A 14869-nucleotide genomic window follows, 5' to 3' on the forward strand; every position below is an offset into this window, starting at 1 on the left:
CGGGGAACGTCGCCGCGAAATCGGGGAGCGCCAGGTCAGTGGCGCTCCCCTTCCCGCATGAGGGTGGGGATCAGGCTGCAACCGAAACCGGCTTAAGATCCGACACGGGTGGCTCGCCGCGGTTCGGCAGCTTGCGCGCGTGCGTGGCGTAGAGCATCAGGCCGGTGAAGGTCAGGCCGCCCACCAGGTTGCCCAGCACCACCGGGATCTCGTTCCACAGCAGATAGTCGCCGATGGTGAAGTTGCCGCCGAGCATGAGGCCGGTCGGGAACAGGAACATGTTCACGATCGAGTGTTCGAAGACCATGTAGAAGAACAGCATGATCGGCATCCACATCGCCACGACCTTGCCGGTCACCGAAGTGGAAATCTGCGCGCCGACGACACCGGTCGAGACCATCCAGTTGCACAGCATGGCGCGCACGAAGATCGTCAGCCAGCCGGCCGCGCCGAACGCGGCGTAACCGACGGTGCGCTTCTCGCCCATCACGGCGAACTTCTGGCCGACTTCGTTGACCTCGTCCGCAAAGCCATACGTCCAGTAGATCGCCATCAGCACCGCGGTGGTGAGCGCGCCGGCGAAATTGCCGATGAAGACGAGGCCCCAGTTGCGCAGCACGCCGCCCCAGCCGCAGCCGGGTCGCTTGTCCCACACGGCCAGCGGACACAGCACGAAGACGCCGGTCAGCAAGTCGTACCCAAGCAGATACAGCATGCAGAAACCAACCGGGAAAAGCACCGCCCCCGCCAGCGGCTGACCGGTCTGGACGTTGATGGTGACCGCGAAGGCTGCGGCCAGAGCGAGCGTCGCGCCCGCCATGTAGGCCCGGATCAGGGTGTCGCGAGTGGACATCTTGATCTTGGATTCACCGGCATCGATGAGTTTTACGACGAAATCCGCCGGAGCGAGATAGGACATGACAGTCTCCTTGAAGTCTCCTGGAATGGGTCGATGATTGCGCTCAGAAAGAGAATTCGGCCTGGAGCCAGAACTTCTCGGTATCGACGCCGAAATCCTTGGCGTCGTAATTCGCGTATTTGAGCAGGATGCCATAGTTCTGGATCTTGAACCCGAGATTGGCATCCCACTCGGTTCCGTAATCGAGACCGCCCACGTCGCTCTCGAACTTGTGATAGACGACCGCGGCCTTCAGCCCCTTCAGCGGGCCGACGTCGCCGAGCCCCTTGCCGACCGATCCGTAATAGTCGCGCAGGCCCGCGGCGGGCGTCGTCAGGAACAGGTCGGCCCAGCCGTTGAAGGCGTGCAGCGTGGCGAGCGGCGTCTGGAAGGCGGCGATGCCATCATCGCTGCCCAGCTCCTCGTAGCCGCCCTTGATGCCGAAGCCCGCGACCGAGCCGCCCAGTTCGCCCCAAAAGTAATCGGCTGAGTAATCGACCGGGTTGGCCTTGTAGTCGGACTGGCGGGCATACGTCGCGCTGACGTCGATCTTGGTCTTGCCGCCGAGCGGGATCGACGTGCTGGCAAGAATGCCGAAAGTCTGGCTCGAGAACGCGACGCGGTCATCGTAGTCGAGCAGATACGTGAACGCCTTCAGCTTCACGCCGTGCGTATCGATGCCGGCCTGGGCGAGAATGAAGTCGCCGTCGAAATGCTCGTTCGGGCTGTCGATGCCGAAGACGGTGCGCTGCGAGATCGCATAGGTCGCGTCGATCGCGACGGGCCCCAGCTTGGCGGTGCCGCGCACGGCGTCGAAGGTCTGTTCGTTCTGCCGCCAGATGACGTCGCCGACGAAGCGCGCGTTGTCGTAGACGATGCGCTGGCGGCCGACGGTCAGGCCCAGGTCCTTGCCCTTGTAGGCCACCTGCAACCGGTTGAGCTCGACGGTCTGGGGGTCGGCGACGACCGAATAGGGCTCGGCCCCGAGGTACCCGTTATTGCCGGGGATCGTGTCGTTGTAACGATCGCCGATCGCGAGATTGGCTTCGGCCTCGGCGAGGAAGGCGAGACCGCTGTCGTGCTGCAGTTCGAAGCCGCCGCGCATGCGCAGCGTCACCGCGTCCGCATCCTTCAGGGCATTGTCCTGCTCGACATGTTCCCAGCGCAGCCGGCCATCGATGATCGGGTCGAACGTCAGGCCATCGCCGACCGGGATCGGATCCCCGGCCTTGGCCTGACACGGTGCGGCGATCGCAAGCCCGGCAGCCAGCGCGGAAACAGAAAGAAACGACTTCATAGGTGCGTACCTCCGAGCGGGCTCCCCAGCGGGGGGCCCGGTTGATTCGAAGGCAGACGCCGTTGTCCGCCGGGATTGTGCGCGGAGCCTCCCAACTCCGACCTTGGATTTGGCGTCCCGGCGACGGCCACCCTTGCCCGCCGCCGCCCCCTCACAGGGACGCGCCTCGTTCCGGGACCTCAGGCCGCTTTCGCGCCCGGGCCGTGATCGTATTCGGCCAGGAAGTGCAGCACTTCCTGCCGGTATTGATAGAACTTGGGATCATCGAGCAGCGCCTTGCGATCGCGCGGGCGCGGCAGATCGACTTCGAGAACCTTGCCGATCGTGGCATTGGGGCCGTTGGTCATCATCACCACCCGATCGGCGAGCAGGATCGCCTCGTCGACATCGTGCGTCACCATGATCGCGGTGACCTTGGTCCGGTTCCAGGTTTCGACCAGAACGTCTTGCAAGTCCCAGCGCGTCAGACTGTCGAGCATGCCGAAAGGCTCGTCGAGCAGTAGCAGGCGCGGCGAAAGCGCAAAGGCGCGGGCGATGCCGACACGCTGGCGCATGCCGTTCGACATTTCGGCGGCAAGCTTGTCCTTGGCGTCGCCCAGGCCGACCCGGTCGAGATAGTAATCGACGATGTCGCATCGCTCGGCCTTGCCCGCATGGGGATAGACGCGTTCGACGCCGAGCGACACGTTCTGGCGCGCGGTGAGCCAGGGCATCAGGCTCGGGGCCTGGAAGACCACCGCCTTGTCCGGCCCGGCCGCGGTGATCTCGCGATTGTCGAGAACGATGCCGCCCTTGCTGATTGCGTTGAGCCCCGCGGCCATCGTCAGCACCGTGGACTTGCCACAGCCCGAGTGCCCGATGAGCGAGACGAATTCGCCCTTGTCCATCAGCAGGTTGAAATCCTCGACGACGGTCAGCGGCCCCTTCGGGGTCGGGTAGACCTTGTCGAGCTTGTAGAATTCCAGATAGCGCGTGTGCACCGCGGACTTGCCGGCTTCGACATAGGCATCGGGCAGCGCGGCCTCCGGCTTGGCGGGGTGCAAGTCGATCGGCACGACATTGGGCAGGTCGACCGCGCTTTCGCCGACCGTCCCCGCCGCGTTCAGCTCGCCGAGGTAGCTCACGATCTCCCGACGCAGCGCCTGGAAGTGCGCATCGTCGTTCACTGCCTCGCGATCGCGCGGACGCGGCACGTCGACAGTGAAGATCCGCCCGATCCTGGCGGCCGGTGCCGGAGTCAGGATCGCGACGCGATCGGCGAGCAGCAGGGCTTCGTCGACATCGTTGGTGACGAGCAGGATCGTGCGCTTCTCTTCCTTGCGGATGCGCTCGATCTCGTCCTGCAGCTTGGCGCGAGTAAGCGCGTCGAGCGCGGAAAGCGGCTCGTCGAGCAGCAGGATCTCGGGCTCCATCGCCAGGGCGCGCGCGACCGACACGCGCTGGCGCATGCCGCCCGAAAGCTGCGACGGCTTGCGGTCCATCGCATGGCCGAGGCCGACGAGCTCCACCTTCTGCCTGACCAGCGCGGCACGCTCGGCGGCGGTGCGATCCTTGTGCACCGCGTCCACCGCCATCGCGACGTTCTTCTCGACCGTGAGCCAGGGAAACAGCGAATAGGACTGGAAGACCAGGCCGCGATCCTTGCCCGGGCCATCGATCGGCTGACCCTTGAGCAGGATCTGCCCCGCATCAGGCTCGATCAGTCCCGCGATCGCGGAAATCAGCGTCGTCTTGCCGGCGCCCGAGAAGCCGAGGATGGCAATGAATTCGCCTTCCTCGACGTCGAGATCGATGTGGTCGAGCACGTGGGTGACGTCGCCCGCCTTGCTCTTGTAGGCCTTGGTCACGCCCTTGAGTGTCAGGATGCTGGCCATGTCCGGTCTCCTTGCGCGATTGTCAGACGGTGCGGTTGCGGCTGACGAAGGTCTGCAGCGCCATCATGATCCGGTCGAGCGCGAAGCCGATCAGGCCGATGACGATCACCGCGAACATGATCCGGGCGAGCGACTGCGAGCTGCCGTTCTGGAATTCGTCCCACACGAACTTGCCGAGGCCCGGGTTCTGCGCGAGCATTTCCGCCGCGATCAGCACCATCCAGCCCACGCCCAGCGACAGCCGCATGCCGGTGAAGATGTACGGCAGCGAGGAGGGCAGCACGAGCTTGGTCAGCTTCTGGAACGTGCCGAGCTTGAGCACGCGGCCGACATTGAGCAAGTCCTTGTCGATCGACGCGGTGCCGACCGCGGTGTTGATCAGCGTCGGCCACAGCGAGCACAGCATCACTACCAGCGCCGAGATCACGAAGGCCTTGGGCAGCAGCGGATCGGCACTGGTGATCATCGCCGAGATCACCATCGTCACGATCGGCAGCCAGGCGAGCGGGCTGACCGGCTTCATGATCTGCACGATCGGATTGATCGCGGCGTTGAACACCGGCGAAAGGCCCGCGGCGAGCCCCAGCGGCACTGCGACCAGCGTCGCCAGGACGAAGCCGAGCGCCACCGTCTCGAGCGAGGTGATGACCTGGTCGAGGAATGTCGGCGGCCCGGCATAGTCGAAGGCCATCGCCTGCGTGCCTGCAGCGATGCGCGCATCCTGTTCGGCATAGAACTGCGCCTTGGCTTCGTTCGACGCCTGCCATTCCGCGAACAGCGAGCCGCCCTGTTCGGCGACTTCCAGCGGCCCCGGCAGAGCGCCGAGCGACGTATCGACGCTGGGCGCGAGCATGGCCCAGGCCCCGAGGAAGATCAGGATCCCGGCGATCGGGGCGATCAGGCCCTTGCCGAACACGGCCTGCATGTTCCAGGCCGGCGCGACCGGCGAGGATCGGACCGCGCCTTCGGCCGGCGCGGCATTCGTGGCCGGCGCGGCCGTCGCGGCTCCCGGTTCGGCAATGTCGGCGTATGCGGTAGCCATGGTGGAACTCCCTTTGATGCTGGAGGTCATCGAACGTCGATCAGCCGCCGGTCACGCCCGAGGCGGTGACCTTCTGGCCCTGCTTCAGGCCGATCTTGAGCGACTGGATGTAGGCGTTGGGCTTGCGACCGTCGTAAGGGATCTTGTCCATGAACCCGTTGTCGACCGGCTTGAAGCCGTCGGTCTCGGGGATCGCTCCGGCCGGGATCACCTTGTCGTCGACCAGCTTCTTGGCAGCGGCGAGATAGAGATCCGGACGGTAGACCGCCTTGGCCTGGGCCACGTACCAGGCATCGTCATGGTCTTCGGGGATCTGCCCCCAGCGGCGCATCTGGGTCATGTACCAGATCGCGTCGGAATAGAACGGGTAGCCCGCGTTCTTGTCGAAGAAGATATTGAAGCCCGGTGCGGGGCGGGTATCGCCCGGCTCGAACGTGAACTTGCCGGTCATCGAGGCCGCGATCACTTGCGGATCGGCGCCGACATAATTGGGCTGCGAAAGAATCTTCACCGCCTCGGCGCGGTTCTTGCCGCCATCGGCATCGAGCCACTGTTGCGCTTTGATGATGGCGCGCAGCATTGCCGCCGTCGTGCCCGGATACTTTTCGGCGAAGTCCTTGCGGATCGAGAAGACCTTCTCGGGATTGTCGTGCCAGATCTCGTCGTCGGTGATTACCGGCACGCCGATCTTCTTCTGCACGGCCGCCTGGTTCCAAGGCTCGCCCACGCAATAGCCCTCGATCGTGCCGGCTTCGAGAGTGGCGGGCATTTGCGGCGGCGGCGTGACCGAAAGCTGGACATCGGCATCGACCGTCCCGCCGACGTCGCCCGGCGTATAATACCCCGGATTGAGGCCGCCCGCAGCGAGCCAATAGCGCAGTTCGTAATTGTGCGTCGAAACGGGGAAGACCATGCCCATCTTGAACGTTTTGCCCTGCTGCTTGAAGCTGGCGACAACCGGCTTCAGCGCCGAGGCGGAGATCGGATGCGCGGGTTTGCCGCCGTCCACCGGCAGGCTCGGCTTGATCTGCTCCCACACCTTGTTCGACACGGTGATCGCGTTGCCGTTGAGATCGAGGCTGAGCGGCGCGATCAGATCGGCCTTGGTGCCATAGCCCAGCGTCGCTGCGATCGGCTGCCCTGCGAGCATGTGCGCACCGTCGAGCTGGCCACCGATCACGCCGTCGAGCAGGACTTTCCAGTTCGCTTGCGGCTCCAGCGTCACGTTGAGCCCTTCCTCCTGGAAGAAGCCCTTTTCCTTGGCGATCGCGAGCGGTGCCATGTCGGTCAGCTTGATGAAACCGAGCTTGAGCACGGGCTTCTCGACTGCCCCCGGTGCGGCAGCGGCCTTGACCGCATCGCCTTCCGGCGCGCCACCCTTGCTGCCGCAGCCGGCGAGCGCGACGCTCACGAAGAGTGCGGCAATCACTCCGCGCCGTTTGAAACCGATGCCCCGCTCAAAGCCCATTATTTCGATCCCGTTTGCCGGTGACGAACGCAAAAAAGCCGCCTCGATGCCGGTTCAAAAGAACCAGTTCGGGCGGCGACGTTGCCACATGATTTCTGAAGTTCGCGGCTCGGTTTCCAAAGCGTCCGTCCTTGGACGCCGATCGAGCTGCGATGGAGTCGTAATAGGTGATTCGGTACGGCTGCGTAAAGCTCTTTTTGCGATGCAGCAGAACTGGCCCCTCAATCGAGCGCGTTTACATAGCCTTCGATATCCAGCGGATCGAAGATCCTCCCATCGAAAAATCGGTTCGGTTCCAATACGATAGCACCTTGCTGGGTGCCCACCGCAGTGCGCTGTGCAAGGCTGCCCTCGATTTTCGAACTCGCGCCCGGCAGCGGCTCGTCCGTGCCGGAAAGCGCCTCGCGGTAGACGTCGGGCCGGAACACCGCGGCTGCCTTGGCCGCCTCTTGCGCATCGAAGGGAGTCCCGTCCCAGCGCACCATCTGGGTGTAGAGCCATTCCGCCTGGCTGACCCATGGAAAGGTCGCCGCCTCGCGGTACTGAAACATGAAATCGGGATAGTGCGCCAGCTCTCCGCCCCGCGCGACGAGAATCCGGTCGGAGATCGCTCGCCGGATCAGTTCGGGGCTGCCGTCGATATATTCGGGCCGCGCCAGCACTCTGGAATTGATCTCGAAGTTGGCCGGGTCGACGAAATGCGCCGCCGCCTTGCACAGCGCTCGGATGAGACGATGGATCTGGTCGCGCTTCTCCTCTAGCACGGCCTCGCGCATCGCCAGGACCTTCTCCACCCCGCGCCGCCAGATCTGCGCCGTGGCGAGGACGATCTCGCCCGCCCCCTGTTCCACCGCGACCGAGTTCCACGGTTCGCCCACGCAGATGCCGTCGACCTCGCCCTGCGCCAGCGCATCGGCGCAGAACGGGGGTGCCACGGTCGTGATCTCGACGTCCTGGTCGGGCCGGATACCGCAAGCGGCCAGCCAATAGCGCAGCATGTAGTTGTGGCTGGAGTAGCGATGCACCACGCCGAACCTGAGCGGATGTCCTGCAGCCTTGCGTTCGAGCGCGATCGTCCGCAGCGCTGCCCCCAGCGCCTTGGGATCGCCGATCCCGCGCTCGGGCCGGATGGCTTGCGCGATTTCGGGCCGCAGCGTCACTGCATTGCCGTTGAGCCCGAGCACGAACGGCACCGACAAGGGCTGTGCGGGACGGCCTCTTCCCAGCGTCGTCGCGATCGCAAGCGGCGCCACCATGTGCGCCGCATCGGAATGTCCATAGAGCAGGCGATCGAGCACGGTGGCCCAACTCATGTCCCTGACCAGCCGGAGCGACAGCCCTTCTGCCTCGGCGAACCCGTGTTCGGCTGCGAGGATCGGCAGGCAGGCATCCACGAGCGGCAAGAAGCCGATGGCCAGTTCGTTCGTCATGCCCGTCCCATCATCTTGTGCGCCGTGACGATCGCCTCGGCGATTTCGGCAATGCGCTTGCCTTGGTTCATCGCCGTACTGCGCAATTCCGCGTAGGCCTGGGGTTCCGCAAGCCCGCGCGAGTCCATCAAGATGCGCTTTGCCCGGTCCACCGTCTCGCGATCGGCGAGCTTGCCCTTCGCCGTCTCGAGATCGCGCTGCAGCCGGGAAAAGGCATTGAACCGTGTCACCGCCAGATCGACGATCGCCCGGATACGCTGCGGTGCAAGACCGTTCACGACATAGGACGAAACCCCGGCCTCGACCGAGGCGACGATCGATTCGTCATCGGACTGGTCCACGAACATCGCGATCGGGCGGGCCAGCACGCGGCTGACGGTAAAGTATTCCTCGAGCACATCGCGCGAGGGATTTCCCAAGTCCATCAGCACGATATCCGGGTCGATCTCGGCAATGCGCGCAATCAGGCCGCGCCGTTCGGTCAGCACGAAGACTTCACAGTCCGTCAGCGCGGCCAGACCCTCGCGGATCACGGCAGCGCGCGAGGGACTTTCATCAATGACGGCGACACGCATGCCGTATATTGCATTGCAACATCGCAGTGAGCAATGCCCTTGGGATAGCGCCATTAACCCCGTCGATGCGACCATCAGTAACATCGCTCCCAGGGGTTGATGATCGAGCAATCACCTCCGCATCGGCGCGTGGCCCCTCGATGGGGCCACGCCTCTGCTCAGAGTTCGACAACTTCCCAGAATGGCCCCCGCTCAGCGCGGATGGTGATGGAAATTTGTAGACAGCTCTGGACAGACGAAGCGCAAAAAGCGCCCGTTTCCCAGGGGTTTTATACACTTTATGGGATGTCCGCGGAAGTGGCGGCTGGAGGGTAGCGGGAACCGCAAAGTGCCTTGATATTGGCTGATTTTCGATAATCATCCAGCGGCACACTATCAGCATACCCCCAATAGTACCCCCAGACCGAGTGGGTAGAATGGTACAGTAGTTGAAACGATCCGGATGGAGATCGACATTTTCAGAACGTCTCCAGATCCTCTCGGTGCTCGGGCAAAACCCAATCGGCATAGCTTACCCATCTAGCCGCTGCGCGAAGCCTCTTCTGTGGGCCGCCGGTCATGCGCGGAAAAATCTCGCAGTGATTGAGATTGCCGACCAGCGGTGCTCGCGAGATAATGACGTTGTGCTCGCGAAAGGCGGAAGCTGGCACGCAAACGACGCTGAAATCTTCGTGACGGCGAAGGATGTCCTCCAGGTCGCCAGGAGCTTCCCAGATCGTTACGGACAAGCCACAGCCCGGCGCTCGCTCGTCGAAGACGCTCTTTTCGATCCGGCCGGAATGAACCAGCAATTCCGGTACGCGCCGAAGGAGCCTGATTGGCCCGGCGATCTCCGCATCGTCGACAACCCAGGCAGGCAAATCCTCCACCGGGCGGCCAACCTCAAAGCGATGCTTCGAAAATCAACTCCGCTTCCTCTGGAGTGTTCACGGGATATTCGTGAATCTCGCCAGAGGCGACATCCTCGACGGTAAACTCGAAAGTCCCGCCTGGTTGTATGTCTAAGTCGATTTCCTTTTCCGGGGTTTCCCAGCGCAAGCCGATCCCACCACTACTAAGCGGCGTGAGTCTCGGGCACGGGCTACCTCGATGATGGCTGAGTAATAGGAATTTCAGGACCGGAGCAACGATGGTCTTATCGAGGGTCTGGCCGCCATAGCTATCCCAGCCGCCCTCCAGTCCTTGGATCGTATAAAGGCGCTCGATCGCCGCGAGAATCATAGGCGGAAACTCTCGGCCGTCTGGCGTCCACGTGATCTCAACGCCAAGCACGTCCAATGTCACCGGCGTCAGCACCGGCTGGCGCTTGCGTGCTGCAGGCGAGCGAAACTTCAGATCGGCTTGCATATACCCATGGGCATTATTGGCCTGGGCAGGTTGGTCCCAGACCCCGTCCACCTGTGCAGCATTAGACGCCATGTTGCTCTCCCCACCGCTCTTTCATGGCATCTGTGACCGATGCCATGAATGCGCCATTTATCGCGTTCCGCGCTATTTCAAAGAATTGTTCAGCATCCTCAAGCGATCGAATGTTCGGTGCGCTTCGAGCAGTCAGCTCATATCGGATGCCCTGAGAGTTATCGATATTTGAGACGACGGGTGCCAGCACTGTATGGAGCCGGCCTATGGGCTGGCCGTCATCGCCAAGGATCTTGTGCTGGCGAGATCGCTCGAAAATCTCTGACTGAACATTAGGCAGACCTAAGTCCAGGGCGTCAACGCGCAGAGCGTTGGGCACGTCCGAAAAACCGGTCCCAAAATCGGAAACTGGGATGACGTTCAGATTTGTCAGTTCGCACTGTTTTAGGACAAACTCGCCTAAATCCTGCTTGCGTGCGTAGGCGGCAAATCGCGCGAACAACGCCTTGAATCGTGCCATCAGAGGTTCTGACCTCGGATATGACTGGTCCCCCACCTTTGCCCAGTTGAACCCAAAGCGATTGTTCTGAAGCTGAACCAGTTCGCCGTTATTCGGATTCCGGAACATCGCGCGAGGGATGGGCGGCACCTTGAGCAACTGGAATGACATTTCCGTCGGACGAAAATTATCGAACTGCTCGACAGGTGCCTCTAGTGGAACATCGGTCGTGACTTCGGGAAACTCGCCTGCCACCTCGGCCCAAAACAGGCCGTAGTCGACGATCCGAAATTTATCGAGAGGCTGAAAAACAATTGAAATCGCCTGCTCCTGCAGGGGTGGGCGCTCAAAGTTTGGCCTGATCGGCGTCACATGCGATCCTAACTAAATTCGTGCCGTCAGAATCGACAGACGGCGCAGGATTGCTCCTGACGCCGCCTGGTCTGGCGGCTTGTTGACTCGTTAATATGGGGTCTGTCAACTGAGTCTCAAATACCACAGTGCAGCGGGAGAAAAGTAAACGTACAAAAGGCCCTGAGACTTCCGGCCAGAACCGGGTCAGCTCGGCTGGCTCGCTGGCGTTGTGGGATTGCTCTCCAAATGCCGGGAACAGCGGGAAACTGGGAACATGCCCGGCAAAAGCCCGATTTTACGAGTGAAAGCGTGTTCCCGAAAATGAGAAAGGCTGTCCCCAGTCAAAGCACTTGGGAACAGCCTTACGCCCTCGGTGGGGGCCAGCGGCCAACACCCCTACGCAAGGGCGGCATTCAAGATCTTGTAGACCGCGCTGCGTGAACAACTCAGGCGGCGGGCGATCTCCGTCACACCAAGCCCGCTGGCTTTCATGTTCTGGATTGCAGCAGCGTCCAACGTTGCCGGTCGGCCATTGTAGCGCCCCTCAGCTTTCGCCTTCTCTATACCGTCCTTCTGCCGCTCGCGAATGAAGCCGAGCTCCATTTCGGAGACCATACCGAGGACCGTGAGCACAACCTTACCCATGGGGCCCTTAGTATCGATATCCGGTTCCAGCACGCGCAACGCGGCTCCTCGCTCCTCCAGATCGTGCACCAAGTTGAGCACGTCCCGAGTTGAGCGTCCAAGGCGGTCAAGCTTCGCAACAACCAGCGTGTCGCCGGCTTGGATGAAGTCCATCACCGTTTCCAACTCGGTTCGACCCTCTCGGCTGCGACCAGAAACCTTCTCCATACGGATCACGCTGCAACCGGCCTCTTTCAGCTTTTCAACCTGAATCTCGGTCGACTGGCTGGCGGTCGATACGCGGGCATATCCGATCATGCTCATTCGAGTGCATCCCTGCTTGCGGTGTGCACTAAGGTCTAAGACCCTTACCCGAGATTGTCAACTAACTTCGATATAGACCCTAAGTGAACACTTTTCGCAATCGACGTGCACGTACTCTATGGGTGCACCTTAGTGAACACGGGAGGCCTACCCCAGCATCTCATCCCGGTAGTGCAACCGAAGCGTCGGCACCGTGATGCCGAGCAGCCGAGCAACCTGCGCTTGCGTCAGGCCAATGCGGATCGCGCGCCGGACAACGTCCCGCCTCGCTGGGGTCGGCGCATGCCTACGCCTGCCCATGGGAGGATTAGAGACGACACTGGGAAAGTAGTACTTTGCCAGAGTGCTGGTCCCAATCCCGAGGGCGCGAGCTATGGCCTCCTGAGTTTCTCCAGCCGCTTGCATCTCTCTGACCTTCAGCTTGCTTTCAGCGGTCGGCACGTGGCGGGGAATACCGCCTCGCTGGCGGGGAGGTGGTGGCGGAGCTGGCTCGAACAGATCAAACTGCGGCTGGCCATTGCGTTTTGTCATCGTTGGCTCCTCAGTCAGCCAGCGGATCGATGCCATCGGCATCACTGTCGAAATCGTCCCAGCCGGGAGGCAAGTTATCGACTCTGGAACGCCACGGCTGCGGTTCGGCTGGCAGACTTTCGGGCGAGGAACTGTCGCCGGCACCATCCAGGTCGCCAGCATCCCAATCAAGGATGGCGGCGCGCACCGTGTAGAAACGGCGGCTTTGCTCTCCCACGCGCTGCTTTCGTTTCGGCCGGCCGCCATCGCCCGCGACGAGATAGCCACGCTCCAGAAGCACTCCGGCAGCTTCCTTCTGATCGAAACCCGCGAGGATCTCTGCCCAGCCGCTATCGTGGAACAGATAACAGGGCTTTCCCGGTTCAATGTCATGGTAGAAGCCCAGCGTTGTCAGCGACCGCGCCTCGCCTTCGCGATTACTGGCCCCAGCGCTTTCGTCGGGATCTTCCCCATAGAACGACGACAATCGCGCCTTGGGGATCGCTGCGAAACGGGACTGCCCGGTCTGGATCGCGTTGCGCACCCGCTCCAATATCTGCCGATGCTCTCGGAGCCCGGTGCGTCCGAATCCCACTGCCCAGGCATTGAAACATGCCAGCGCCGCTGCCTCAGCGTCTCCCGCCCGCCAGGGAACAATGCCCAGCGCTGAGGCCATCTCTCCAGCCGCAGAGACGGCGGCGAAGCGAAACGCCCCGCGATGCACTTGCCCGCTATCCCCCTCCAAGGCCGCCTTCGCGACAAACGATGCTGCCAGCCGCTTAGCCTCTCGCTCCCAATGCTCGGGATCAGCAACAAGGCCGCGCACGAAGGCGGGCCCAGCATGCCCATAGTGGGCCGCACAAGTTGATTTGATCGCGTCGGACAGGGCGGCTGGGCTGGCCACATTGTGCAGGCTCTCCCATGCGCCCATACCCGCTCCGGCATCGGCTGGGATGTCCAACAGCCGCAATTCCTGCCCTGCCATTGTGCGTTCAGCTCGCTTCGCGGCGCGCATATGATCAGCAAGGCCGATTTCCCCTGTGCTGCACACCATGACTCGCCATTCGGCGCGACGGCGCAAGGCCCCGCTCTGTTGCGCCCTCGCCTTGCCTTGCCCACTTGCAAGCGCATAGGCGGCGCTGCCAGCCTCCTGCGGATCGACAAGCGCCAGCTCGTCCAGGCAGAGCAGAGTTTCGGTATGCCCATGGGCAACGCCCTCAAGAGCATTGCCGGTCGCTCGCCAACTCGATGCAAAACCGAGCTGTCCGCCACCTCCCCACACACTGCCAGCCGCCATGGCCAGCGAGGTCTTGCCAGTGCTGGAGGAACCTCGAAAATGGAACCCGCCGCCTTCCATTTCGAGCCAACGCATAATCGGCCCCGCGAAGGCCAGCGAGATCGCAAATGCCAATCGACTGTTGCCCGGCGCGATCGTCGCCAAATGGCGCCGCCAGCCATCGAGACTTCCATTTTGCCGATAATTGAGGGCGGAGGCCGCCCCGTCGAAATGCACGGCTTCCGCTCCGGGCGGCGCAATGACCGCGTTGGGAAGGACAAAGCGGTCTCGGCCATTCCAGCCAGTCCGCTCCGCCAAGGTCAGGCGGGCGCTATGCGTCACGTGGCGGAGGTATCGAATGAACCGGTCGCTCTGGCCCGTAGCGGAAAGGATGAGCAGCCCGCCCGCCGCCAGCATGGCACGCACAGCACCCGCGTCAGACGCCAGAGCAGCCCGCTTCACGGTCATAGACTTTGCCACGCCATCGCGGTCGCGAAACCGGACCAGCAATCCCCAATCATCACCCTCGGCATTGCGCACTTCGCCCGCGATTTCGAAGGGATCTGACAACCGAATAGCGCGCGGATCGGCACCATCCTTTCCAGGTTCGTGCCAATAGAGGCCGTCGGGCTCCAGCGAATAGCCGGGAACGTCCGCAATCTGCCCAGCGCTGGCGGTATCGAGCGCCGACCCGATCAGACCCAGCAGGTCGGCGAAGGTAAAGCCCGGCGGGAACGGATCGGCACAATCCCACCTGTCAGGCAGCGTGGCTGGGAGCCGGACGATTGCGGCACCCTCCGCCCCAGCCGCCAGGACTGCCTTGAAAACGGCCTGCGCGGCTTCCCGGCCCGGCATGTCGGCATCGGGGACAATGACCACCCTGCGGCCCGCCAGCGGCCCCCAATCAGCCTTGCCGACTGCCTTTGACCCACCGGACCAGGTGACAACCGCAAAGTCCGGAAACAGCTCTGCCGCCGCGTCCGCTGTCTTTTCCCCTTCGACAAGCAGCACGGGCGCGGCTGGAGCCACCGCGAGCCGATCCAGCCCATAGAACGGGCGAGGGACTGGCGGCGCAGCCCAACGCCAGGACAGCCGCCCGCCTTCACGCCACAGGGTCTGCGGCGGCGTCTCCTTACCCCCGTCCGGGAGTTCGAACCGGCAAACCCATTGCATCACCCGCCCCTCGGCGTCGCGATAGGCCCATGAGGCCGAAGGCTTGCCAAGCCGATTGTGCGAGGTGCGCGCTGGCGGCGCATCGGCTGGCACCGGGCAGACCCATTCGCCTTTGGGCTTGGGCACGCCCCTACCCTTGCTCTTGCGTTCGGGCACCTCTCCGGCT

General features: G+C 62.9%; 12 protein-coding genes. All 12 read right to left on the reverse strand.

The window, feature by feature from the left end; translation table 11 throughout:
- Positions 1-70 precede the first annotated feature (70 nt).
- Positions 71-919, reverse strand: a complete 849-nt coding sequence (locus tag GQO94_RS08955) for a formate/nitrite transporter family protein (RefSeq protein WP_156840800.1) — start codon at positions 917-919, stop codon at positions 71-73.
- 43 nt (positions 920-962) lie between these two features.
- A complete protein-coding gene (locus GQO94_RS08960; RefSeq protein ID WP_156840801.1) occupies positions 963-2195 on the reverse strand; it encodes an alginate export family protein in 1233 nt (410 codons plus the stop codon).
- A gap of 179 nt (positions 2196-2374) precedes the next feature.
- Positions 2375-4069 carry an ABC transporter ATP-binding protein gene (locus tag GQO94_RS08965; RefSeq protein WP_156840802.1) on the reverse strand — a complete coding sequence of 565 codons (1695 nt, stop codon included), beginning with the start codon at positions 4067-4069 and terminating at the stop codon, positions 2375-2377.
- A 22-nt stretch (positions 4070-4091) separates the two neighbouring features.
- Positions 4092-5111 carry an ABC transporter permease gene (locus GQO94_RS08970; protein ID WP_156840803.1) on the reverse strand — a complete coding sequence of 340 codons (1020 nt, stop codon included), beginning with the start codon at positions 5109-5111 and terminating at the stop codon, positions 4092-4094.
- A 40-nt stretch (positions 5112-5151) separates the two neighbouring features.
- On the reverse strand, positions 5152-6579 hold the full coding sequence (locus GQO94_RS08975; RefSeq protein ID WP_156840804.1) for a CmpA/NrtA family ABC transporter substrate-binding protein: 1428 nt from the start codon (positions 6577-6579) through the stop codon (positions 5152-5154).
- Positions 6580-6800: 221 nt separating this feature from the next.
- Positions 6801-8009, reverse strand: coding sequence for an ABC transporter substrate-binding protein (locus tag GQO94_RS08980; RefSeq protein ID WP_156840805.1), 1209 nt, complete (start codon positions 8007-8009; stop codon positions 6801-6803).
- Positions 8006-8584 carry an ANTAR domain-containing response regulator gene (locus tag GQO94_RS08985; RefSeq protein ID WP_156840806.1) on the reverse strand — a complete coding sequence of 193 codons (579 nt, stop codon included), beginning with the start codon at positions 8582-8584 and terminating at the stop codon, positions 8006-8008. Before GQO94_RS08985 ends, GQO94_RS08980 begins: the two co-directional genes overlap by 4 nt.
- A 458-nt stretch (positions 8585-9042) precedes the next feature.
- Positions 9043-9453 (reverse strand): hypothetical protein, encoded by a 411-nt coding sequence (locus GQO94_RS08990; protein ID WP_156840807.1) that lies wholly within the window; start codon positions 9451-9453, stop codon positions 9043-9045.
- A 13-nt stretch (positions 9454-9466) separates the two neighbouring features.
- Positions 9467-10003, reverse strand: coding sequence for a hypothetical protein (locus GQO94_RS08995; RefSeq protein WP_156840808.1), 537 nt, complete (start codon positions 10001-10003; stop codon positions 9467-9469).
- Positions 9993-10814, reverse strand: coding sequence for a TIGR04255 family protein (locus GQO94_RS09000; RefSeq protein ID WP_156840809.1), 822 nt, complete (start codon positions 10812-10814; stop codon positions 9993-9995). The genes GQO94_RS08995 and GQO94_RS09000 overlap by 11 nt, the downstream gene beginning before the upstream one ends.
- Positions 10815-11192: 378 nt before the next feature.
- Positions 11193-11744: a recombinase family protein gene (locus GQO94_RS09005; RefSeq protein ID WP_156840810.1), complete on the reverse strand. Its 552-nt coding sequence runs from the start codon at positions 11742-11744 to the stop codon at positions 11193-11195.
- 541 nt (positions 11745-12285) lie between these two features.
- On the reverse strand, positions 12286-14829 hold the full coding sequence (locus GQO94_RS09010) for a DUF927 domain-containing protein (RefSeq protein ID WP_156840811.1): 2544 nt from the start codon (positions 14827-14829) through the stop codon (positions 12286-12288).
- Positions 14830-14869: the final 40 nt, after the last annotated feature.

The organism is Novosphingobium aquimarinum (genome assembly GCF_009746585.1).
Taxonomy (GTDB): domain Bacteria; phylum Pseudomonadota; class Alphaproteobacteria; order Sphingomonadales; family Sphingomonadaceae; genus Novosphingobium; species Novosphingobium aquimarinum.